Origin of the sequence: Maribacter litoralis (genome assembly GCF_902506355.1) — a bacterium.
GTDB classification, from domain to species: domain Bacteria; phylum Bacteroidota; class Bacteroidia; order Flavobacteriales; family Flavobacteriaceae; genus Maribacter; species Maribacter litoralis.
Genome location: NZ_LR733271.1, coordinates 3,962,334 through 3,984,000, shown reverse-complemented (window position 1 = coordinate 3,984,000; position 21,667 = coordinate 3,962,334). Strand labels below are relative to the sequence as shown.

The window sequence follows — 21,667 nt, the reverse complement described above, 5'->3', positions numbered from 1 at the left end:
GAATTGCTAGCATTGCAATGGAAAAATTAACCAAACAAGATTGCTTAAATCAATTGATCTGTAGTCTTCAAAAGTTCCTTTATTTTTTCACTGTTATATGCATCTGGATGTGCAGTTGCGTACGAACCTTTATCATTATCGAAATACTGACCGGTTTTTGCTAAATCTGTCATGCTTAAATCATAAAGAATATCTACACCTTTTTCAGCGGGCGACCAATGTTGTCCGTATGCTTCCTTCGCCATTTTAGTGTTTAGCAATGAACCAGGGTTTACGGCAACTACGGTAATGTTTGGCTCTTGTTCTGCCAAATCAAAACTCCACATGGTAAGTGCCAATTTACTTTGGGCGTAGGCCTCATTAGCACCTAAATTCGCTTTTCCTTCTAATGCAATCAATGAAACCGGAGACTGTGCCGCTGAACTCAAATTTACCACGCGTGGGGCATCTGATTTTTTAAGTAAACTTAAAACTGAATTGGTAAGTTGATACGGTGCTAAATAATTTACTGCCAAACGAATATCAATTCCCGAAGAAGTACTATCTACCTTACTGGTAAAAATACCTGCGTTATTAACCAGCACATCAATTTTCGACATTTTTTCAATGACATCTGTAGCCATTTTTTTTACATCTGCTAGGTTTGAGAAATCCGCTAAAAAGCCAATTATATTTTCGTTATTGGATTGCTCTTTTATTTCTTTTAATGTAGTTTCTAATTTTGTTTGGTTTCTACCATGGATAGCCACAAAGTTTCCCTCTTTCGCTAAACGTAACGCTAAAAGTTTGCCTATACCATCTGTACTTCCTGTAATGAGTATATATTTTTTCATGCTATTTCTTTTTATTCTTATAATGAAATTGTAGCAGTAAAATAACCGCTACAATTTTATATGTGTTTCTAAGCAATAACGCTTTTCAAGTCTTATTAAAATGGTGCAATGGTATCTTTAGGACCATCTGGTAAACTCCAACGCTGGCGTGCAGTAATGTCTTCCGCCGAAACAACGTTTGTTGCGGTATTATTGCCACCATAGCTACTGGTACTACCTCGTGGTATTTGCATACGATCTCCGTATAACCATACTACTAAATTACTACGTTGTCCACTGGTAATTGGGTGTGTAGCATGCGGCACATTACCACGGTGTAGTATTGCCTTACCTGGTTCAAAAGTTGTTTGTACCGTTTTTCCGGAAGATTTATCATAGAAATCAACTTCTGATCCAGTAAATTCTTCATCAGGTAAGTTAATATTAATATTTAAGGTAGCTGCCGAGGCATCGGTATGTGCATGCAAATCTTTATCCTTATCTGGATTGTACTGAATAGAGAAACCAAAGGTTTGGTTATCGTAGCCATAAGTGCCAAGTAGCAAACGCGCAATTGGACGCATGTAACGATCCATCATTTCATTATAAAATGCCTGAAAATTAGGAGCTGCAAGATGACCTTCAGATCGTGGATCTAACATCATACCATAACGATTCAACTGAATACCGTAAGGTGCGCGTTTCGGAATCTTTGAGTTGACCACATCTTCTAAATAACTGCGGAATTCTGCTAAACGTTCAAGATCAAAAAATTGTGCAACATAAACACCAGGAATAATTTCTTCCCACAAATCGGCAACAGCAGATTCTTTTTCAGGATTTTCCCAAGCGTCTTTAATTGCTTTACGTAAACGTGGGTCAAGTAATGATTCATCAGGAACCAGCAAATCGTCTTTATTTTCAGTTTCCCATTCTGCCCAAGCGTCTTCTAACAATGTACGGTTGTCATTCCAAAATTGAGCAACAGATGGATCGCGTCTTAATGAAGCTTCTCGTGTAGGAACTTCCAGTGCAAGGGCTTGTTCAAGTGCATTTGTATTTGTTATTGTTTTCATGATTTTTATTTTTTAAAAGTTGTATAACTGCTTTTGTTCTTTTTATTTAATACAAAGTTAAGGACCAACACCGGTTGGCGTTTGGTAACAAAAATGGAAGTTTAGGTAAAAAACAAGGTTGACTTTCTAAAAATGAAAAATGCCTCTAAAAAAGAGGCATTCATCACTATTAGTCAGACATAAGGATACATTGCAAATCCCTATTATTTTTAGTTTTCTACTACTATTTTACCAATAGCTTTACCACTTTGTAAATGTGCGTAAGCATCACCAACTTGTTCTAAAGAAAAGCTGTTTTCATCTACAATTGGAGTTAAGTGTCCTTCGTTAGAAATTTCAGCTAAACGCTCTAAGATATTTCCATGTTCCTCTCTTTTAAAATTGTGCAACATTGGTATTAGCATAAATACTACGTGTAATGATGCACCTTTAAAGTGCAACGGAGTTAAATCTAACTCACATAAAGAAACTGTCGTAGAAATATGTCCGTTTAAAGCAACAGCCTCAATAGAATTGTTCAAGTTTGCACCACCAACGGTATCAAAAACAACATCAAAACCACCATCGGTATATTTTGCTGTGTAATCTGCTACCTTTTCAGTTTTAAAGTCAATAAAGGTTGCACCAAATTTTTCTACAATCGCTTTTTGGTTGTCGCCTGTTCCTGTTGCAAAAACTTCGGCTCCAAAATATTTAGCCAGTTGAACCGCTAAGTGACCAACACCACCGGAACCTCCGTGTACCAATACTTTTTGACCCGCTTTTGCACCTGCTCTTGTTAAACCTTCGTATGCCGTGATAGCTACTAGTGGTAATGCTGCAGTTTCGTGCATTGTCAACCCTTTTGGTTTGTGGGCCACAAGGTTGCTATCTGCCACAATATATTCTGCCAATGTACCTGGTAAATCGCCGAGACCGCCCGCACAACCATAGACTTCATCGCCCACATTAAAACCTTCAACACCATCGCCAACTGCTTCTACAATTCCTGAAAAATCCATTCCCAATAATGCTGGAGTTGCAGGTGACAAAGGCAAATCATTACCCATATTTTTAATCATAGTGTCTATAGTATTTACACTAGATGCCGCTATTTTTACTAAAACGTGATTTGCGGTAACTTCTGGTTTCGCTATTTCTGAAAATTCAAAATTTGCATTTTCTCCGTAACTGTTTAATAACATTGCTTTCATAATCTTTCTTCTTTTTATTGTTTTAATCTATTTATCTGTGAATATATCTCTAGCCTAAGGACAGAGTCTATATTTTTTCGCTATTCGCAACACGCTCTACGCAACACGCTCTACGCAACACGCTCTACGCAACACGCTCTACGCAACACGCTCTACGCAAAACTGCGATATGCGATAGGCGTAAAGCGTGTAGCGCAAGGCGCTACAGCGTCCTTAATTTACTTCTTGAATATCCATCACCATTTGCTCCCAATTCTTTTGGTTGTTATGGTCAAACTGGGCACCGTTCTCATCGGCATACCGGAAGCGTCTAACAGCTGGTGTTCTACTTGTAGCCTGAAACAATTGGTACGCTTCTTCTTTTAAAGCTTCTTTTATTGGCAAATCTATTGATGCATACACCGCACGTTTGCTAGCCGCAATAGAATCTGCAGGAAATTTTGAGATACGTTCTGCCAAAGCATCCACATAAGGTCCTATTTCATCAGCGTCTAAAGCTTTGTTTATGGTTCCAAATTTTTCAGCTTCATCAGCATCCCAATCTCTTGCTCCTAATATTATTTCTAATGCTTTCCCCAATCCTGTTTGCCTTGCCATACGGGAAGCACCGCCACCACAAGGCAAAATACCCATACCTACTTCCATCTGCATAAACTTGGCTTTTCCTCTCGCGGCAAAACGCATATCTAATGCCAATGCCATTTCATGTCCGCCTCCTCGTGCAAAACCTTCAATTTTCGCTATAGTTGCTTGTGGCACCTTGCTTAATCTTTCAAGTACAGCTTGTAAGTCCAATAACTGTACTTCGTTTCTTGGTACCGCTTCTGTAGACATATCTTTAAGTAAGTTGGTATCATAATGGCACACCCAATAATCTGGATTTGAAGATTCAAAAACGACTACTTTTACACTTCTATCGCGTTCTAATCGCAAGCAAAGGCTACTTAAATCTGCCAGCATTTCTTGCCCTTGTACGTTTACAGGTCCAAAGTTGATATCAACTGTTAAAATTCCTCCTGTTTGTGTTGCCGTAAATGTTTGAAAATTCTTGTAGTCCATAATATTTAGTTTTTGGTTTTTATTTGTCCTGTATTAGTTACAGTACAAAGGTATCTTGGACTTACACTTTCAAATGGGTAAAAAACAAAGGGCTTCTGGTAAAAAAAGAGGTAAATAGTATTTTTTTAGGTGGATAAAATATAGAATACAGTAAAACCATCGATTTTGGAGACCGATAACAGTGTTGATTAAAAAATATTCTATTGAAAAATTATGCAGAAATACTAGCCTTATACGAACCAATAGTCATCCCTTTATAACTTTGGAAAGTTTTGTTAAGGTGACTAGAATCTGTAAACCCTAATTCCATTGCAATTTCTGAAAACTGCAAATCGGTATATTTTAAACGGGTTTCTACCAGTTTTAATTTGTAGTTAAGAATGTACTTTTTTAAAGAAACATCGGTATGCTTTTTAAAGTACTCACTAATATAATTGTCCGCCATATGAAACTCTTCTGCCAAGTATTTGGTGGTAAGTAATTCTGAATTGTAAATATTTGCGTGAATAAAGTTGATGATTTGCTGAATTTTAGACGATTCAACAATTTTAGTACTCATATCGGCATTTAAAAACTGGATGTTACGCGCAATTAAATGAAGAATTACAGAAAGTGAATTTTGAATGATAAAGAGATCATGCGATTTCTTTTTATCGTTTTCAGCAGCCACCATTTTTATCAGTGATATCAGGTGTATTTTGTCCGATTCCGTTTCAAAACGCATTTCACGTAATTGATGACTTTCGCTATTTAAAATACCTTCAATTTTACGAAACCAATCGTTTATCGGAAGATTTGCATTCTGCGGAGCATCTCCCCTAAAAAAGCTCTTTAAAAACTTAATGGCTACAGTTGTAGTTGCCGATTCCGGATTTACGATGTAAATATCGTCCGGCACAAAAACGAAAATACTGTTAGCCGAATAGTTTACCGTTTTCCCATTAATTTTAATGGTGCCCGTACCTTTTTCAAAGTAAACAATTTCAAAAAACCGAATGGTTGTGTATTTACAAAATTCAAAAAACGTTTGCTCTTTGTATTCTTGAATTACAATATTTTCAATTATGGTACGTGGCATGGTCTTTAAAATTAAGATATAGTATTCACTTCGTTTTCCAGAGCCAAAAACTTATGGATATCACTCACCACAATAGACCCCTCGCCTACTGCCGAAGCTACACGTTTTACCGAACCTGAACGCACATCGCCCACAGCAAAAAGTCCGGGTAAACTGGTCTCGAATGTATAAGGCTTTCTATTGTTGAATACCGTTTCGCTTTTAAGGGCATTATCGCAAATAGTGAGACCCGTGTGTACAAAACCTTTTTCGTCGGTATCGATAATATTGTCGAGCCATTCGGTACAAGGTTTGGCACCAACAAAAGTGAACAGGTAATTGATGTTATTCTCCATTAACGTATCATTCTTTTTGATTTCAACCTTTTCTAAATACGTATCTCCAAGAACTTTAACCACGTTACTACTGGTCAATACTTCAATATTTTCGCAAGCGATGATGCGTTGCACCAAATAATCGCTCATTTTGGCACCAATATCCTCATTTCTGATAATTACATAAACTTTGTGCGCATAATTAGCTAAAAATAATGCTGCTTGACCCGCAGAATTACCACCGCCAACAATACCAATTTCACTATTCTTGCACATATTGGCATGCATAGATGTGGCGCTATAGTAAATGCCAGAGCCTTCAAATTTTTCAATTCCCTCTAAAGGGAGTCTTCTATATGCAGCGCCAGTTGCAGCAATTACCGTTTTGGCTTTTAAAGTAGAAGTGTTGTTAGAGTTGATTTCATAGTAACCTTCTTTACGTTCAATGCCTTCCACTCTATGCGGAACGGAAATAGTACAGCCAAACTTTTGAGCTTGAATGTAGCCGTTGTTGGCAAGGTCACGTCCAGAAATTCCGGTTGGAAATCCAAGGTAATTTTCAATCTTAGAACTCTTTCCGGCTTGTCCGCCAGGAGAATTACTGTCAATGGTCAATACACTCAATCCTTCTGAAGATGCGTATACGCTAGCAGCCAAACCTGCAGGTCCAGCGCCTACGACCAAAACATCATAGATTTCATCATCTAGTTCTAACCGAACTCCCGTACACATACCAATTTCATCAATCGAAGGGCGAATAGAAATTTTATTCTGACTATTGATCAATACCGGTAAATCCGATTCCTTTAAGTTGAAAGTATCTAACATCTGTACCAATCCGTCCTCCTTATCAGAATCTATAAAATTGTACCAGATATCATTCTTATCCATAAAATCTCGGATAGCATACGTTTCATTAGAATGTTCAGAACCTATTAGTTTTATGCCCTGAACGTTGTTTTTAAGAGCATCTTCCCGCAATAAAAAGGCATTCAGTAATACGTCACTAATATCGCTGAATTTAGCAATGGCGCTTTTTAGCTTTTCGGGACTAATACGTATTAGTTGTGTGTTTTCTAAAGTTTCGCCACATACACCAACCGTTCTATGAGAGAGAATACTACTTGATCCAGAAAATTGATGCCTTCTATGTATGGTAAGACTGTCATCTTTTTTATCCGGATCAATAATTCTTATTCCACCAGTGAGCACTACGAAAAAATCGTAGTGTTGATCACCAAAATCCAACACCACGGTGGGCTCTTTATAAAATTCGATTTCACCGTAAGATTTAAGCTTCTCTACTTGCAGATCGGTAAGTTCTGGATATTTAGGATCAATCATAATTCTTCTTCTATTAGTAGCTTAACTAAAATACGTAATTAAACCAACCAAAGACAATTAATATCGTTTAAGCCAGTTAAGTAATTTCTACTATTTACTTCACACATCCTATAGAAATGCAATTGGCTGTTTTACTTCACTTCAAAATCACCATTACTTCTAATATAAATTACCGTTTCTTTAGTTGTTGAAATGATAGAGGTTGCGTTTTCTTCTGCCCCAAAATATGAAGGAGCGTCTAATTGATTTTTAGTTCCCTTTTTAGAAAAATGATGTGATATTCCCCCAGAAATAACTACAGCTCTAAAATTCAGACTTAAATTTTTAATGCTTCCACTAAAACCTGCTGGTAACCTCAAAAGTGTTGCACGCAATTGATTTTCCTCGTGGCTTCCCCATAAAAAGGCAGTTTCAACATTACTCTTTGCAGAAACCCATTCAATATCCTTAGCGTTTAACCATACTAAATTGGTTTTGTCTACATTAATTGGTCTTTCGCCATTATCAAAAGCTTCCGATGTTGGTTGTACCAAATATGGACCTTCTTGAATATCTAAAAAAGCCATATTTTCATTATCGTCAGCAGCTGTAATATGTGCTTCTCCTGCTGGCTGCTGCCAATAAGATCCTGCCGGTAACCATTGTTTTTCCGCATTTTCATCATCATTATGTAATAATCCTTGAATCACAACACCACGGTAGGTAATGTTATGAATGTGTGGAGGCGAAGAAAATCCTTTTTTAAATTTTACTAAAAAACCTGCAGGTTCATTTTTTGTACGATCTCCCCAAAGTTTTCCGGCAGCCGGACTTTTATCGCCTCGTAACGGATTTAACCATCCCCATTCTACGTTGTCTGCTGTTACTACCTCATTTACAGATTTGGTGGGATCTGTTGTTGGTGTTTGTGCATTAATATATACTGTTGTTACTATTGCCAATGCAATTAATAGCTGTTTTTTCATTTTGATGTTGTTTCTTTATTTTCGTATTGTTATTTGATTTATTAAGGTTAGAACCCTTCTAAAACAATTTTACCTTTTGCTTTACCTGTTTCTAAAAAAGCGTGAGCTTTTCTAAGGTTTTCAGCATTTATAGTTCCAAAATTTTCACCTAACGTAGTTCTAATAGTTCCGTTGTCGATTAATTCAGAAGCTTTGTTCAATATATTATGCTGCTCAATCATATCTTCGGTCTGAAACATAGAGCGTGTAAACATTAACTCTATATGCGTAGAGACCGCTTTGCCTTTAAAAGGCATTACATTTAGTGATTTTGGGTCATCTATAAATCCGAATTTCCCTTGAGGTTTTATCAGTTTAGCAATTTCATCTACGTGGTGTTCCGTAGCATTTAAGCTTACTACATACTCCGGAGCCGGTAAATTGTATTTCTCGAACTCTTCGCTCAATTTATTTCTGTGGTTAATAACCGTATCTGCGACTAATTCTTTTAACCAAGACGTAGTTTCTTCACGAGAAGCCGTACCTATAATATTCAACTTGGTCAGTTTTTTAGCCAATTGCACCAAAATAGAACCTACACCACCAGCGGCACCGATGACCAAAATAGATTTGTTGGCATCTTCTTTAGATACGTCTAACCTATCAAACAACATTTCATAGGCTGTAAGCGTGGTTAATGGTAATGCAGCAGCTTCAGCATAAGATAAGCTTTGAGGTTTTTGACCAACAATACGCTCATCTACAATTTGGTATTCTGCATAACTACCTTGACGAGTAAAATCGCCTGCGTACCAAACTTCATCTCCTACATTAAACAAGGTTACATCTTCTCCAACAGCAGTTACAATTCCCGTTGCATCCCAGCCAATAACTTTCCAGTTGTCACCTTCTGCGGGCATTCCTGCACGTACCTTATAATCTGCCGGATTTACGGAAATAGCTTTTATTTCTACTAAAATATCTCTTCCTGTAGCTTTTGGAGTTTCCAATTCTACATCTTGTAAAGACTTTATATTGTCAATTGGAAGGTTCTCTTTGTATCCTATTGCTTTCATACTATTTCTTATTTCCAAGTTACAATGTCCTCTAATGGTCTTCTAGACTTAGGGAATTCAGGATCTGCTTTTCTGTATCCGAATGCAGCCATAAAAGAAATTCCATATTTATCTGTATCCACTCCGAATTTATCTCTTAATAAAGCTTCGGTATCTTCAATATGAAAACCTTCAATAGGACAAGAATCTATTCCTGTAAGTGCGGCAGCAGTCATCATATTACCTAGAGCAATGTAAGTCTGTTTTGATGACCAATCGAATAACTTTTTATCTGAATCTAAGGTAAAATCACGCTCCTGAAACTCTCTGTAAAATTTAGAATACATTTCAACAACATCTTCGGGCATTTGTTTTACCTCTTTCATCATATGTTCAATATATGGCGCATCATGCTTTACCATAGGAGCTTTCATTGCCAAACCTAGAATAAAGTGACTAGCAGTATCTAATTTTACGGGAGCGCCCCAAGCTACTGGTTTTAAAAGCTCGCGTAATTCTTTATCCTGTACAACGATAAAATGCCAAGGTTCAAAACCAAATGAACTTGGAGATAAATTTGCTGTTTTTAAGATGAAGTTGATTTGCTCATCGGTTAATGTTTTTGACGCATCAAATTCTTTGGTTGCATGTCTGTAATTAAATGCGTTTAAAATATCTTCTTGTGCAATGTTTGGTGTATTCATTATTATGTCTTTTTATAATTGATAGTTTTATTGACGACAAAGATAATTGGAGAACACACCCTAAATAGTGTACAAAAAAAGGAGAATAAGGTATAAATGAAGGTTTTTAAGTAGTGAAATCTTAAAATATTGCCAAAACGAGCTTATTACAGGTAAAATTACCGGTTTTTAATACATTAATTTAATGTTAAGCCTTTATAATTACAATTCTAATTGGTAAGCTCTGTCATTTTATAAGCAGAAACATTCTCAAGTTTATCTTTAGAAGCAAGTCTATAGGCCGCAATGTGGTCACTTTGTGAATGCTTGGTCAAATAATCTTGATTCACCCATTTTTCGTGGAATAAGAACAGATTCGGGTTATCGTTATCTTGATGTAAATCGTAAGCAATACAACCTTCTTCTCCTCTAGTGGGACTAATAAGTTTTAGCAATTCGGCTTTTATTTCTTCTCTAAATTCTTCTTTTACTAAAATGTGTACCACTAAGGTTAAATAAGATTTTTTCATAAGATGCTTTAAATTGGTTCTAAAGTTAGAACTATAAAAGTAAAGATTGATGTTGGATAAATTAACCGATCCATCTAAATGTTAGGTTAATTCTAGGGGAAATCTGTTTTGCGGTCTTCGGTACTTTATGCTTCCAATTTTCCTGGGTAGCGCCTTGCATCAATAAAAGACTGCCATTTGCTAATGGGATATCTACACGTTTTAAATCTGTTCTTGATACATGTTTTAATTGAAAGGGTCTGGTTGCACCAAAGGTAACTGAAGCAATAACTGTATTTTTTCGTTGTTCTCCTTTATAATCTTGATGCCAGTCCACACTATCTTTTCCGTCGCGATAATAATTGAGCAAACAGCGTGTAAATTTGATATCAACTTCTTTTTCTATACGTTCTTTGATGAAAAGTAAATCGTTATTCCACAAATGCATTTTACTCTTGGTATTCGTGTATTTAGTGTCTTTGTCAACATCTCCATACCAAGCTGTCAACCTAGGGTAATCTACTAATTTACCGTGAATGCTAATTTGTTCTTGCTGCCACGGCGTGTTACGAAGTAGACTTTCATACAGCTTGTTACTCTCTACAATACTGAAGAAATTTTCGAACAACGTAATATCCGCTCCTGGTAAATCAAAAGTAGTTTTACGAACTTCTTCCGTTGAAAATAAATTGGTTTGATTAAATAAATCCATTTGAAAATAAGACCTAGTAATTATCTATTCTTGCAAAGATACTGGCTTTGATAGTACTATGTAAGTAGTTGCAGTGGTTTAAATTGTATAAATAAAGGTTAATATTTGTAACGAGTATTTGTTTTAAACTATTTTCGTTCATATATCACTTAATTATCCTAAAATGCAAGTAATAGAAGCGTATAAACCTTTTGAAATACAAGAAATTGAACTGACGGATTGGAAACAACGACCCGTTAAGAATAATTTTTTTGAGCTGGTTTTAATAAAGGAAGGTGAAGGTACCCAGTGCATCAACTACAATGATTATGCCTATGGCAAGAATAGCATGTTTTTATTACCTCCGTTAAAATGCCATTCTTTTACCATTGAAAAACCGACACGTTTTGTCTTTTTAAAGTTTACCGATTCTTTCTTTAAAAATGCGAACAGAATCACTATTGATAGAAATGAGTGGTTTAAAGAGGCATCGTACATCTTATCCAATTACAATCAGTTACCGGGTGATATCATTAAGAACGAATTAGACCGTAATTATCTTGAAAACCTTATTGAGATGATACTTCAAGAGTCTAGAAATTATGGGGAAGAGTCTATAAATTTAGTAACTAGTTTAATGACTAGCATATTGGAAATTTTGATCCGTAATATTAAAAAGAGCAGTTATTTTGAATTGGCAAAAAGTAATTCAGATGATAGAATTACTAAAATGCTTACCTATATCAATACCAATATAGACAAAACGGAATTGCTAAAAGTTGAAAACTTAGCCGATGTTTTTCAAATGTCGCCTACCTATGTAAGCGAGTATTTTAAAAAGCAGGTGAACATGTCTTTACGCGAATACATTATAAAGGGAAAGCTTAAATTGGTAGAAATTCGTTTATTGAATTCCGACTTCCGTTTAAATGAAATAGCCGATGAATTGGGTTTTACAGATGTAAGTCACTTATCCAAAACCTTTAAACGCTATACCGGTACATCGATACGGGAATTTAAGAATAATGGTGAATATATGTTATTGAAAAGAGCATCGTGCACACCAACGCCAAGTGCTTAGGCGATTATTTCCATTTTTTTGGATTCTCTAATTAACGCGCTAGCTAAAACGGTTGTGGCATCAATAATTAAGCTATCCTCTATTTTTTCGTATTGTATAGCAAGCGGAATCTCGGTACAGCCTAAAATTACGGCTTGGGCGCCTTTTCTTGATAAGTACGTTGCCGCCATACCCAAATTTTCTTTTGCTTTTTGATTTACAGGATTTGAAAAAGCCTTTATACCATATGATGTATCATAAATGGATGGATGCACAAACAAATCTTGTATATCTTCAGATGGTTGTATAACTTCAATATTGTACCTGGACAATACTTCTGGGTACACTTTGGCAAGAATAGTACCTGTAGTACCTAAAACCCCTACCCTAGTAATTTCCGGATGCTTTTCAGAAATATATTTCCCCACTTCTTCAATAAGGTTGACCAAAACACACGATTCTGGTATGCTTTTCTCAATTAAGCTTAATATTGGTTTAGCGTGTGCCGTGTTACATGGAATGCCAATAATACTTGCTCCGCTAGCGATTAAAGAAGCAATGATTTCAGATATGGCTATACCTGGGTTAATTTCTGTTTCACCCAAAAGATATTTGGTACGGTCAATGATCTTATGAGGAACTGATAGCATAGATACCGGTAAATGATCTTGATCAGAACTCGCTTCGGTAAGGTCGTAGACTTTTTTGATTAAATCGATACCTGCGTAACTACCCACACCACCAACTATGCCTATCATTTTATTTGTCATCATAATCTAATCTTGAGCTAGAAAAAGAAATAAGGCACCAAATTAAGAGCATTTAAATCAGTAATGGTCTTAATAAATCTATAATTTCTAATATATCCTTTGATCAGTTATAATTACAACCGTTTTTTTGACTTGAATAGGTGAAAATGTAGCGCAATACTATATCCGTCAATAGTTAAATTCTTATGGTCAATACTAGCCGATTATAGCTTCTATATTGTGATAAATCAAATAAAAACACAATGAAAATAGAAGATAGCGTAATAATTATAACTGGTGCATCTAGCGGAATTGGTAGAGCAACAGCAATCAAGTTAGCCGATAACGGAGCCAAGGTAGTATTAATGGCCAGAAGCGAAGATGAACTGAACGATTTAAAATCCGAAATCACTAAAAAAGGTGGAGAAGCCATTGTAGTGACAGGTGACGTGACCAAGAAAGATGATTTTCAAAATGTTGTTTCAAAAACAAAACGAGAATTTGGAAAAATAACCGGTCTTATCAACAACGCCGGTCTAATGCCTTTGTCATTTGTAGAAAAGCTAAAGACCGATGAATGGGAAAAAATGGTAGATGTTAATATTAAAGGTGTACTTAATGGTGTTGCCGCTGTTTTACCAGAATTAAAGGAGAATAAGGGTGGTAATATCATCAATATTTCTTCTATGGCAGCCAATAGATATTTTCCTGGAGGAGCGGTGTACTGCGCTACAAAATCTGCCGTAAAAATGTTTTCGGAAGGATTACGTCAAGAATTGGCACCTAAATACGGAATCAACATTACCTCTATTGAACCAGGTGCGGTAGCTACAAATTTAACCAGCACAATTACTGATGAGGATATCAAAGAAAAAATGGAAGAAATGCAAAAAATGGAAACATTGGAAGCGGAAGATATTGCAAACTCCATCTATTACGTGTTAACACAGCCAGAAAGAGTGAACATCAACGATGTTTATTTGGTGCCAAGTGAGCAACAATAATTTTAATCTAATAATATAACATATGTCTACGACAACAAAACAAGATACATTTAAAACAATAAACCCAACATCGGGAAAAGAAATTTCTTCACATACCTACATGACAGATGAGCAGGTTGAAGAAAGCATTCAACAGTCGCATGAAGCATTTTTAAAGTGGAAAACTAAGAGTGTTGAAGAACGCGGGGAAATTATTAAATCTATTGGTAAAGAACTTCAGAATTATAAGAAAGAACTTGCTGAGTTAATGACCGATGAAATGGGAAAATTGCTAAAACAAAGTAATCAAGAAGTTGATTTATGTACGGCAATTTGTAATTATTCGGCAGAAAATGCGCCAGAGTTTTTAAAGAGCGAAAAGCGTGAACTTTCCAATGGAGGAAAAGGTATTGTAGCCTATTCGCCTATGGGAATCATCTATGGTATACAACCATGGAACTACCCTAGTTACCAAGTATTACGCTATACGATAGTGAACTTGATGGCAGGTAATAGTATTTTGCTAAAGCATGCATCGAACGTAACAGGAACAGCCAAGTTGCTGAAGAACATTTTTGAGACAGCAGGTCTACCCGCAAATCTTTTTAATGTAATGGTGATAGAACATGAACAATCTAATGCTATTATAGAGCATAAACTAGTACGTGGTGTTACCCTAACAGGTAGCCCGGTGGCTGGAGAAAAAATTGGAGAGAAAGCCGGTGCACAATTAAAGAAAACAGTGTTGGAATTAGGTAGTAATGATGCCTATTTGGTATTAGATGATGCAGATATAGATTTAGCCGTAGAAAAAAGTGTTATGGGGCGTATCTATAACAACGGAGAAACTTGTATTGCCGCAAAGAGATTTATCGCTACGGAAAAAGTATACGATGAGTTCAAGGAAAAGTTTGTGAAGGCGATGGATGCTCTAAAAGTTGGTGATCCTAAAAATGAAGATACCGAATTGGGACCAATGGCACGTGAAGATCTTAGAGATAAAATTCATGAGCAAGTACAGGAAAGTGTGGAAAAAGGAGCCGATGTATTGTGTGGAGGAAAAATTCCTGAAGGGGAAGGTTACTTCTACCCTGCTACTGTACTAAGTAATGTAAAACCAGGTCAACCCGCTTATGATGATGAATTATTTGGACCTGTTGCTTCTTTGATAAAAGCGAAAGACAACGAAGATGCTATGCGTATTGCCAATGATAGTAGATTTGGTCTAGGTGGCGGAATATTTTCCAAAAATGTTGAAAAGGCTACAGAACTAGCAGAAAAACATTTTGACACGGGAATGGTATTTATAAACTCCTTCGGATTGGCAGAGCCAAGTATGCCTTTTGGCGGAGTAAAAGATTCCGGTTATGGACGCGAACATGGAGGATTCGGTATGAAAGAATTTGTCAATGTGAAGTCCATCATGATTATGGATTAACTATTTGAACATTAAAAAGCACCTCAACAGGTGCTTTTTTTTAGACCGTAATTATGGTCCATTCTATAAACCTATGTTAAAAAATGAATGTTCATTCTTTTTTTTGAATACCTTTGAACTGTAGTTATGGTCAAACATAAATACAAAAGAATTTTCAATAGATCAATACCTTATTTAATAAGGGTTGACCAAAATTCTAACTAGAAATTATTATAAAAATTAAAACATAACTTATGAGCAAGTCAATTAATTTAAAACAACGTCCGGTAGGTACTCCTACCCTGTCCGATTTTGAATTTAAAGAGTTGGACAATGATTTAACCGTCTCTGAAGGTGAAGTCTTGTTAGAGGCAAAATATATATCGGTAGACCCTTATTTACGTGGTAGAATGAGCGATGCTAAATCTTACGTACCACCATTTAAAGTTGGTGAGCCAATCAGTTCGGGTATCGTAGCAGAGGTGTTGGAGTCTAAACATGAAGATTATAAGAAAGGGGAATTCGTATCCGGATTATTGGAATGGAAAGAGCAACAAATTTCGAACGGAGAAGGCTTACAGAAAGTGGATAAAAGTAAGGCTCCTTTAAGTGCTTTTTTAGGTATTGTGGGTATGACCGGCTTAACAGCTTATTTAGGTCTTCATGAAATTGGAAAACCTAAAAAAGGTGAAACTCTAGTAGTATCTGGTGCAGCAGGTGCCGTAGGTAGTGTTGTAGGTCAGATTGGGAAAATTCTCGGATTGAACGTTATCGGTATAGCCGGAACAGATGAAAAAATTGATATGCTAAAATCGGAATTCGGTTTTGATCACGGTATCAATTATAAAACTACTGACGATATGAAAGCGGCAATCGAAGAAGCAGCACCTAACGGTGTCGATATATATTTTGATAATGTAGGCGGACCAATATCTGATGCCGTATTGTTCAACATAAATCAGTTTGCACGAATAATTATATGTGGAGCAATTTCAGTGTATAACAAAACCGAAATACCAATGGCGGTTGCCGTTCAACCATTTTTGGTAAAGAACAGTGCATTGATGCAAGGGTTTATTGTACGTAATTATGCCGACAAGTTTCCACAGGCAATGAAACAATTATCTACATGGTTAGGAGAAGAAAAACTAACCTATAAAGAAACGATTGTTGAAGGTTTTGAAAACACTCCCCAAGCATTTTTGGATATGATGGATGGTAAGAAAAAAGGCAAAATGATAGTTAAAGTCTAATTTGTAGATTAATTATAAATCAACATTTAAATAAAATAAAGATGAAAATATTGTTTGTATTAACCTCTCATGATCAGTTGGGAGACACAGGAAAAAAAACAGGATTTTGGGTTGAGGAGTTTGCTGCTCCCTATTACGCATTATTAGACAAAGGAGCTACAATTACAGTAGCAACACCAAAAGGTGGTCAAGCACCGATTGACCCAAGTAGTGATACGGAAGATGCACAAACAAAAGATACCAAACGCTTTAAAGAAGATAAAGCGGCACAAGATGTAATTGCGAACACAAAAGTACTTTCAGATTTAGATGCGAGTGATTTTGATGCGGTTTTCTACCCTGGTGGTCACGGTCCTTTATGGGATTTGGCTAATGATGTTACTTCTGTAAAGCTAATAGAAGCATTTAACGAGCAAGAGAAGCCTATCGCATTTGTTTGTCATGCACCAGCAGCGCTTAAAAGAGTTTCTGGTACAGATGGTAATCCTTTGGTAAAAGGCAAAAAAGTTACCGGTTTTACCAATTCAGAGGAAGAAGCCGTTCAGTTAACGAATGTAGTTCCTTTCTTGGTAGAAGACATGTTACAGGAAAATGGAGGTATCTATTCTAAAAAAGAAGATTGGGCAGCATATGCGGTTCAAGATGGTAATTTAATTACAGGTCAAAACCCTGCATCATCTGAATTGGTTGCAGAGAAGTTATTGGCAGCACTGAAATAAGAAGTTTAGTTTGGTTGTTAGGTAATAGTCCAGAAAATCACTTGGTTTTCTGGACTATTTTGTTTTAAAATATTACGAATTATAATTTATAGAATACGTATTAAATACCAGTCCACCATCATAAGATTCGGTGTCCGTGAGTACTAATTGATAACCAGATGTAGATTCCCCAAATAATCGTACACCAGCTCCTAAGATCAAGGGGTTGATTTTAACCTTAATAACGTCTATAAGTTGATTATCGAAAAGCCATCCGGCAAAAACGCCACCTCCACATAAGTAAATATCTGTGGTTGAGTTTTGTTTCAGTTCTTTAATCTTATCTAAGTCGTAATCAGAAATAATATGTACTTGATCACTTTTACTATCGAACTGTAAAGATTTAGAGAAAATATAATGCTGCATGTGCGCATACGCTGGCTGCCCAGGTTTTAATCCGTAGACATATCCAAATTCATAGGTGTCTTTACCCATGATCGTAGTTTCAAATCCCTTTAAATCAGACATATATTTTGTGACCCCACTACCCTCACCTACAAATCCGCTGATATCACCATCGAGTCCGCAGATATATCCGTCAATGGAAATAGCTACGTAATAAACTATCTTGTTCATTATCATTGTTTTGTAGCTGTAAGTTACACTTTTAGAATGATAGCAAGAATATTTTTGTATTTAAGAAATAGCAGAATTTAAAACTATCTCCAGTATTAGATTTCGTTAAGTAAAGCCTCAGTATCCGTTATCAATTGTGCTATAGAAGCTCGGTTGAGTCCGTTATAAATACCTCGTATATGCTTGTTTTTATCAATCAACAGAAAGTTTTCTGTGTGTAGAAAATCATTGATATCCTTAGGGATGCCTAAATCATTTTCCACAAAATATTCATTTCTGCCCAAGTTGTAAATTTCAGTTTTATCACCGGTCACCAAGTGCCATTTAGAATCAATAACTCCGTTTTTTTCAGCATATGTCTTCAATACAGAAACGGAATCGATTGACGGGGTTACGGAGTGCGATAAAATAGCAACCTCAGGGTTGTCTAAGAATGCCTCTTGTACCTTGGTCATATTATTTGTCATTTTTAAACAAATTCCGGGGCAAGTAGTAAAAAAGAAGTCCGTTATATATACTTTATCTTCAAATGATTTTTGGGTTAGGGTATCCCCTAACTGATCAACCAGCTTAAAATCTGGAATTTTATGAAACTGTTTTTCCTCCTCAGAATTTGGGGTTAACCAATGTGGAGTAAAAGATTCATCATTATAATAGGGCAAGAACTCTACCCTACTTGTCTCTTTTACCTGTATGTTCTCTTTTTTTACTGTCTGTTTGCAAGCAGAAAAAAGAATTAAGGTAGCTATATAAAATGAGGTGATTTTCATAATGTTTCGTTTTCTGATCTAACCACAACTTCATCTTCTAATTGGTAACAAGAATTTGCTCTTCGTAATCCAAATATACGTCCGTTTTTAGCTTCATAATTGACATATAATGTACCGTTTTGTAGCCAAGCTTTTTGTAGCCCCTCTTCCTTACCGTTGACCAATTGTCTTTCTTTCGCCAATTGTCCGTTTGCATACCATTTTTTCTCTACACCATGCATCTTGCCATTAACATAATTGGCTTCTTGTGCTAATTGTCCGTTTTCCCACCAAGTTTTATAAGAACCTTCAAGGCGATTGTTTTTATAATGGTATTCAACGCGAAGTACTTCATTAGCTGACCATCTTTTGGCAACTCCTTCTCTCTTTCCATTTACAAAACCCACCTTTTCCGCCAAAGAACCATTTTCATGTAAGGTTAAAGCATAACCATCATAAGGTGAGTTTTTGTAATACCAAGTACCTTCTAATTGATTGAGTGTCAATTCTTCCTTAAATTTTGTTTCCTGTTTTATGGTCACAGGTTCTGTTGTTTTGGCTTCAGTTTTGGGTGTAGTATTACAGCCCAGTTGTAAAACCAGAACAATCAAAATAATATGGAAGTTGAAGATTCTCATTTTTAATATCCTTGAAACGGACCTGCAAATGCTAAATAAGATCCAGTGGTTGAATACACTTCGTTAATAATGTGATAGTGATATTCTTCTTCACCATCTGAATATTGAGTTGTAGAAGTATGACCGCCGGAAGCATCTAAATCCGTAGGATAATCTCCGGTAGCACTACATTTTCTTCCGTAGAGAAATACTCCGTCCAATAATATACCTACTAGGTTATCGTCATCATTGGTAAAAGCCTTTGGCTCTAGGTGATAATGATACACACCCGGACCAATATGTGCGCCTGTCCAATCTAAACTTGCCGCAGCTTCATCCAATGCGCCACCACCTTCTTGGTCGTTAAATAAAGAAGATCCGCTAACCGCAATACCAATGGTTCCTAATTCTGTTTGTACCGTACTACCTGTCAAATTTGGGGTAGCATCAACACGAATGGTTGTAGCATTGTTATTACTGGACATAATACTTGGTGTAAGGGCTACATCTGGCTCTTCTTTATAAAGAGAGTTTCCTTCTCCCCAATAAACCGTCTCATGATTAGGAAGACCAGTGGTTTCAATAACTACTTCAGAACCATCTAAGTACACGGTAACCGCGTCTGTATTAAAAGCACTGTATGCTGCATGAAGTTCTGTTGCAATTTCTTCATCATCCTCTTCATCAGTACTTACAATATCTTCAAGAACATCATCATCTACACTATCACTACTACAAGCTAAAAGTGTTATAAATGATAAGGCTAAAACTAGCGAAGATTTTGGGATACTATTAAATCTGTTTTTTTTCATAATTGTTAATTTAATGGGGATTTTATAAGTGTCTTTAAATGAATTTTTAGTTGGATAAATCTGTATTTTTTTATGTTCGTTTAAGTTTACGGCACAAGTATAATCATATGTTTATATGGAATTTTTACTAATCAGTGAACTACCGATTGTATTAAGCGAATGACCGATGTTTTAAAGTTGATGAATTTTTGATAGGTTGTAAAAATCAAAAAATCTAACCGCTAATTGTAATAGTTAGGTTATTCAATAGGAACTTTTGAAAGAATGGTCTTTTGAACGATAAAGCTAAATACCAAAAGACTAATTACAATTATTATGGCAAAAGTAGAATTGAAGCTTGCATTCTGTTCGTTGGCCTCAATAAACTTATTTCCGCTTGCTATAAGTTCTAGTGTATGACCATTGTCGTTATTTAAAACAAACTGGTCTTTTTGAAAACCGTCTTTAAATATAAACAGCACACTTTGGCTCTTTGAAATATCATTGAACGCTGTGTTTTTTATATGAATGGACTGTAAATCTGAATCGATACCAAATACCTCAAAAACGACTTTGGTTTCATGCCCTAGTTTTACAACCCCATTACCCAAAGTAATTTCAGAACCATCATTAAAGTTTATCTCAAGATTATTTTTTATGTGAGATATAACCATTTGTTGAAACTCCTCGGGGGAATTATAAGGAGTTTCGGTAAAATGGGTTCTAACCTCTTGTTGAAAAGCAGTTAATGAAGAACTGATCTGTAGTATCCATGTGTCATCTCCTTTTTCTACCAGCATTGTGGTAGATGCATCAGGATTGTGGGCATGCCCAAATAATGTGAACAGTACGGTACAGATAGTTAGGATATACTTTTTCATAGCATCTATTAATTAACGTAGGCACCTTTAAGCCCATCTATAAAATTATTATTGCCAGCTGCATCTACGTGGTAGTGATAACCTCTGGTGTCATCTTCATGGCCTCTTAATTCATCTAGATCCGTAGCTTCAACACCTTCACTGTCCTCCAATTCATAAATTCCAAATCCGTCTAAGGCATAACCAATTAAAGCTGCATGACCATCTTCTTGAACAATCTTGGTACTAAAACCTGTAGCAGCATGATAATGATATCCTTGGTGTACGTTGATATGACCACCGGCATCGTCAAAAGGTGCCAAGGTATAGGCGCCAAGAATATTATCTACAGGTGCCGGAGCAGAAAATTCGATACCGTTTAAGGCAACACCACGTGTAGATGGTGCAGTGGTTGTTTGCGGACCTTGTGCAGCGGTATTAAAAAGTACTGGAGTATTTTGAGCCACTGGAGTGACGGGTATGGTCCAAGTCTGATTTAAATTTGTAATATAAGATGGTAAGCACTCTACACAAAAATTTTCGTATTCTGCACCCACGTTTGGGTTGGCTGCATTAAAACAATCATCTTCGGTATCGGTAATATAAATGTCTCCGTTTTCATCATACATCATCCAATTATCATCGTTATAGAATTCAGCTAAATTCTCTACAAAGGCACCATCAACATCATAAACTTCTCCACTTTCTAACCAAATTCCGCCTGCTTCGGCACTATCACCAATGTTTTCTGGGCACCATGGTCCCATTTCATGATCACCGGGCAAGCTCGTTGTTACTATTTCATAGCAATCGGTTTCTGTACCATCTGATAGTGTACATGGTACCGTGGTTATGGTAACCGACCCATCTTCGGTATAGAAATATGAAGCATCTACGCTTACCACACTTGTGTCTTCATCTGTAGAGTCATTATCGGTAACCGTATCTTCACCATCTTCTGTCACCAAATCATCTGAAGAGGCATCATCGCTACTACAGCCAACAAAACTAATAATGGCAAAGGTGAAAATAAAGAAAGCCAAAACGTGATATATATTTTTCTGTATCATAGTTGAATGCTTTAAATTGATGTTGT

At 36.2% G+C, this 21,667-nt stretch carries 23 protein-coding genes; 5 read left to right on the top strand and 18 right to left on the bottom strand.

Annotation, left to right across the window (positions count from 1 at the left end; translation table 11 throughout):
- Window positions 1-44 precede the first annotated feature (44 nt).
- The 11 genes from EXIGUO8A_RS16895 to EXIGUO8A_RS16845 form a co-directional block, all read right to left on the bottom strand.
- The gene (locus EXIGUO8A_RS16895; RefSeq protein WP_159304068.1) at window positions 45-833 is read right to left on the bottom strand and encodes an SDR family NAD(P)-dependent oxidoreductase; all 789 of its coding nucleotides are present in this window, start codon (window positions 831-833) and stop codon (window positions 45-47) included.
- A 95-nt stretch (window positions 834-928) separates the two neighbouring features.
- On the bottom strand, window positions 929-1,888 hold the full coding sequence (locus tag EXIGUO8A_RS16890; protein WP_159304067.1) for a 2OG-Fe(II) oxygenase family protein: 960 nt from the start codon (window positions 1,886-1,888) through the stop codon (window positions 929-931).
- Window positions 1,889-2,097: 209 nt separating this feature from the next.
- The gene (locus tag EXIGUO8A_RS16885; RefSeq protein WP_159304066.1) at window positions 2,098-3,081 is read right to left on the bottom strand and encodes a zinc-dependent alcohol dehydrogenase family protein; all 984 of its coding nucleotides are present in this window, start codon (window positions 3,079-3,081) and stop codon (window positions 2,098-2,100) included.
- 213 nt (window positions 3,082-3,294) lie between these two features.
- Window positions 3,295-4,140 (bottom strand): enoyl-CoA hydratase/isomerase family protein, encoded by an 846-nt coding sequence (locus tag EXIGUO8A_RS16880; RefSeq protein ID WP_159304065.1) that lies wholly within the window; start codon window positions 4,138-4,140, stop codon window positions 3,295-3,297.
- A gap of 211 nt (window positions 4,141-4,351) precedes the next feature.
- A complete protein-coding gene (locus EXIGUO8A_RS16875) occupies window positions 4,352-5,218 on the bottom strand; it encodes an AraC family transcriptional regulator (protein WP_159304064.1) in 867 nt (288 codons plus the stop codon).
- A gap of 11 nt (window positions 5,219-5,229) precedes the next feature.
- A complete protein-coding gene (locus EXIGUO8A_RS16870) occupies window positions 5,230-6,876 on the bottom strand; it encodes an FAD-dependent oxidoreductase (RefSeq protein ID WP_159304063.1) in 1,647 nt (548 codons plus the stop codon).
- A 131-nt stretch (window positions 6,877-7,007) separates the two neighbouring features.
- Entirely contained in the window at window positions 7,008-7,841 is an 834-nt protein-coding gene (locus EXIGUO8A_RS16865) for a DUF4437 domain-containing protein (RefSeq protein ID WP_159304062.1), read from the bottom strand.
- A gap of 47 nt (window positions 7,842-7,888) precedes the next feature.
- The gene (locus tag EXIGUO8A_RS16860) at window positions 7,889-8,896 is read right to left on the bottom strand and encodes a zinc-binding alcohol dehydrogenase family protein (RefSeq protein ID WP_159304061.1); all 1,008 of its coding nucleotides are present in this window, start codon (window positions 8,894-8,896) and stop codon (window positions 7,889-7,891) included.
- A gap of 8 nt (window positions 8,897-8,904) precedes the next feature.
- On the bottom strand, window positions 8,905-9,579 hold the full coding sequence (locus tag EXIGUO8A_RS16855; protein ID WP_159304060.1) for an NAD(P)H-dependent oxidoreductase: 675 nt from the start codon (window positions 9,577-9,579) through the stop codon (window positions 8,905-8,907).
- Between the two features lie 209 nt (window positions 9,580-9,788).
- Complete coding sequence (locus EXIGUO8A_RS16850) at window positions 9,789-10,088, bottom strand: putative quinol monooxygenase (RefSeq protein ID WP_036154492.1); 300 nt, start codon at window positions 10,086-10,088, stop codon at window positions 9,789-9,791.
- A 61-nt stretch (window positions 10,089-10,149) separates the two neighbouring features.
- Complete coding sequence (locus EXIGUO8A_RS16845) at window positions 10,150-10,779, bottom strand: alpha-ketoglutarate-dependent dioxygenase AlkB family protein (RefSeq protein ID WP_159304059.1); 630 nt, start codon at window positions 10,777-10,779, stop codon at window positions 10,150-10,152.
- A 163-nt stretch (window positions 10,780-10,942) separates the two neighbouring features.
- On the opposite strand from EXIGUO8A_RS16845, the gene EXIGUO8A_RS16840 reads away from it, so the two are divergent.
- A complete protein-coding gene (locus EXIGUO8A_RS16840) occupies window positions 10,943-11,839 on the top strand; it encodes an AraC family transcriptional regulator (RefSeq protein ID WP_159304058.1) in 897 nt (298 codons plus the stop codon).
- Here the strand turns inward: EXIGUO8A_RS16840 and EXIGUO8A_RS16835 are convergent.
- Window positions 11,836-12,591, bottom strand: coding sequence for an aspartate/glutamate racemase family protein (locus EXIGUO8A_RS16835; RefSeq protein ID WP_236564509.1), 756 nt, complete (start codon window positions 12,589-12,591; stop codon window positions 11,836-11,838). The two genes, EXIGUO8A_RS16840 and EXIGUO8A_RS16835, sit on opposite strands and share 4 nt — an antisense overlap.
- A gap of 239 nt (window positions 12,592-12,830) precedes the next feature.
- Here EXIGUO8A_RS16835 and EXIGUO8A_RS16830 point away from each other — a divergent pair, with 239 nt between their 5' ends.
- The 4 genes from EXIGUO8A_RS16830 (at window position 12,831) to EXIGUO8A_RS16815 (ending at window position 16,939) form a co-directional block, all read left to right on the top strand.
- Window positions 12,831-13,571: an SDR family oxidoreductase gene (locus EXIGUO8A_RS16830; protein WP_116769083.1), complete on the top strand. Its 741-nt coding sequence runs from the start codon at window positions 12,831-12,833 to the stop codon at window positions 13,569-13,571.
- Window positions 13,572-13,593: 22 nt separating this feature from the next.
- Window positions 13,594-14,988, top strand: a complete 1,395-nt coding sequence (locus EXIGUO8A_RS16825) for an NAD-dependent succinate-semialdehyde dehydrogenase (protein WP_159304057.1) — start codon at window positions 13,594-13,596, stop codon at window positions 14,986-14,988.
- Window positions 14,989-15,221: 233 nt separating this feature from the next.
- Window positions 15,222-16,220, top strand: coding sequence for an NADP-dependent oxidoreductase (locus EXIGUO8A_RS16820; RefSeq protein ID WP_159304056.1), 999 nt, complete (start codon window positions 15,222-15,224; stop codon window positions 16,218-16,220).
- A 41-nt stretch (window positions 16,221-16,261) separates the two neighbouring features.
- Window positions 16,262-16,939: a type 1 glutamine amidotransferase domain-containing protein gene (locus EXIGUO8A_RS16815; RefSeq protein WP_159304055.1), complete on the top strand. Its 678-nt coding sequence runs from the start codon at window positions 16,262-16,264 to the stop codon at window positions 16,937-16,939.
- Between the two features lie 72 nt (window positions 16,940-17,011).
- Here EXIGUO8A_RS16815 and EXIGUO8A_RS16810 read toward each other — a convergent pair whose 3' ends face one another.
- From EXIGUO8A_RS16810 to EXIGUO8A_RS16785, 6 genes are all read right to left on the bottom strand, one after another.
- The gene (locus EXIGUO8A_RS16810) at window positions 17,012-17,554 is read right to left on the bottom strand and encodes a dihydrofolate reductase family protein (RefSeq protein WP_159304054.1); all 543 of its coding nucleotides are present in this window, start codon (window positions 17,552-17,554) and stop codon (window positions 17,012-17,014) included.
- 95 nt (window positions 17,555-17,649) lie between these two features.
- Window positions 17,650-18,324 carry an SCO family protein gene (locus EXIGUO8A_RS16805; protein WP_159304053.1) on the bottom strand — a complete coding sequence of 225 codons (675 nt, stop codon included), beginning with the start codon at window positions 18,322-18,324 and terminating at the stop codon, window positions 17,650-17,652.
- Window positions 18,321-18,941, bottom strand: a complete 621-nt coding sequence (locus EXIGUO8A_RS16800) for a toxin-antitoxin system YwqK family antitoxin (RefSeq protein ID WP_159304052.1) — start codon at window positions 18,939-18,941, stop codon at window positions 18,321-18,323. Before EXIGUO8A_RS16800 ends, EXIGUO8A_RS16805 begins: the two co-directional genes overlap by 4 nt.
- A 2-nt stretch (window positions 18,942-18,943) precedes the next feature.
- Window positions 18,944-19,732 (bottom strand): YHYH protein, encoded by a 789-nt coding sequence (locus EXIGUO8A_RS16795; protein ID WP_159304051.1) that lies wholly within the window; start codon window positions 19,730-19,732, stop codon window positions 18,944-18,946.
- Between the two features lie 239 nt (window positions 19,733-19,971).
- A complete protein-coding gene (locus EXIGUO8A_RS16790) occupies window positions 19,972-20,592 on the bottom strand; it encodes a hypothetical protein (RefSeq protein WP_159304050.1) in 621 nt (206 codons plus the stop codon).
- An 8-nt stretch (window positions 20,593-20,600) separates the two neighbouring features.
- Window positions 20,601-21,641 carry a YHYH protein gene (locus EXIGUO8A_RS16785; protein WP_159304049.1) on the bottom strand — a complete coding sequence of 347 codons (1,041 nt, stop codon included), beginning with the start codon at window positions 21,639-21,641 and terminating at the stop codon, window positions 20,601-20,603.
- Window positions 21,642-21,667 lie beyond the last annotated feature (26 nt).

Coding starts and splice junctions, on each gene's coding strand:
- EXIGUO8A_RS16860 (WP_159304061.1), bottom strand. CDS start 8,896: ATGAAAGCAATAGGATACAAAGAGAACCTTCCAATTGACAATATAAAG.
- EXIGUO8A_RS16840 (WP_159304058.1), top strand. CDS start 10,943: ATGCAAGTAATAGAAGCGTATAAACCTTTTGAAATACAAGAAATTGAA.
- EXIGUO8A_RS16875 (WP_159304064.1), bottom strand. CDS start 5,218: ATGCCACGTACCATAATTGAAAATATTGTAATTCAAGAATACAAAGAG.
- EXIGUO8A_RS16835 (WP_236564509.1), bottom strand. CDS start 12,591: ATGATGACAAATAAAATGATAGGCATAGTTGGTGGTGTGGGTAGTTAC.
- EXIGUO8A_RS16895 (WP_159304068.1), bottom strand. CDS start 833: ATGAAAAAATATATACTCATTACAGGAAGTACAGATGGTATAGGCAAA.
- EXIGUO8A_RS16880 (WP_159304065.1), bottom strand. CDS start 4,140: ATGGACTACAAGAATTTTCAAACATTTACGGCAACACAAACAGGAGGA.
- EXIGUO8A_RS16855 (WP_159304060.1), bottom strand. CDS start 9,579: ATGAATACACCAAACATTGCACAAGAAGATATTTTAAACGCATTTAAT.
- EXIGUO8A_RS16850 (WP_036154492.1), bottom strand. CDS start 10,088: ATGAAAAAATCTTATTTAACCTTAGTGGTACACATTTTAGTAAAAGAA.
- EXIGUO8A_RS16790 (WP_159304050.1), bottom strand. CDS start 20,592: ATGAAAAAGTATATCCTAACTATCTGTACCGTACTGTTCACATTATTT.
- EXIGUO8A_RS16865 (WP_159304062.1), bottom strand. CDS start 7,841: ATGAAAAAACAGCTATTAATTGCATTGGCAATAGTAACAACAGTATAT.
- EXIGUO8A_RS16890 (WP_159304067.1), bottom strand. CDS start 1,888: ATGAAAACAATAACAAATACAAATGCACTTGAACAAGCCCTTGCACTG.
- EXIGUO8A_RS16805 (WP_159304053.1), bottom strand. CDS start 18,324: ATGAAAATCACCTCATTTTATATAGCTACCTTAATTCTTTTTTCTGCT.
- EXIGUO8A_RS16885 (WP_159304066.1), bottom strand. CDS start 3,081: ATGAAAGCAATGTTATTAAACAGTTACGGAGAAAATGCAAATTTTGAA.
- EXIGUO8A_RS16815 (WP_159304055.1), top strand. CDS start 16,262: ATGAAAATATTGTTTGTATTAACCTCTCATGATCAGTTGGGAGACACA.
- EXIGUO8A_RS16830 (WP_116769083.1), top strand. CDS start 12,831: ATGAAAATAGAAGATAGCGTAATAATTATAACTGGTGCATCTAGCGGA.
- EXIGUO8A_RS16820 (WP_159304056.1), top strand. CDS start 15,222: ATGAGCAAGTCAATTAATTTAAAACAACGTCCGGTAGGTACTCCTACC.
- EXIGUO8A_RS16785 (WP_159304049.1), bottom strand. CDS start 21,641: ATGATACAGAAAAATATATATCACGTTTTGGCTTTCTTTATTTTCACC.
- EXIGUO8A_RS16795 (WP_159304051.1), bottom strand. CDS start 19,732: ATGAAAAAAAACAGATTTAATAGTATCCCAAAATCTTCGCTAGTTTTA.
- EXIGUO8A_RS16810 (WP_159304054.1), bottom strand. CDS start 17,554: ATGAACAAGATAGTTTATTACGTAGCTATTTCCATTGACGGATATATC.
- EXIGUO8A_RS16845 (WP_159304059.1), bottom strand. CDS start 10,779: ATGGATTTATTTAATCAAACCAATTTATTTTCAACGGAAGAAGTTCGT.
- EXIGUO8A_RS16870 (WP_159304063.1), bottom strand. CDS start 6,876: ATGATTGATCCTAAATATCCAGAACTTACCGATCTGCAAGTAGAGAAG.
- EXIGUO8A_RS16825 (WP_159304057.1), top strand. CDS start 13,594: ATGTCTACGACAACAAAACAAGATACATTTAAAACAATAAACCCAACA.
- EXIGUO8A_RS16800 (WP_159304052.1), bottom strand. CDS start 18,941: ATGAGAATCTTCAACTTCCATATTATTTTGATTGTTCTGGTTTTACAA.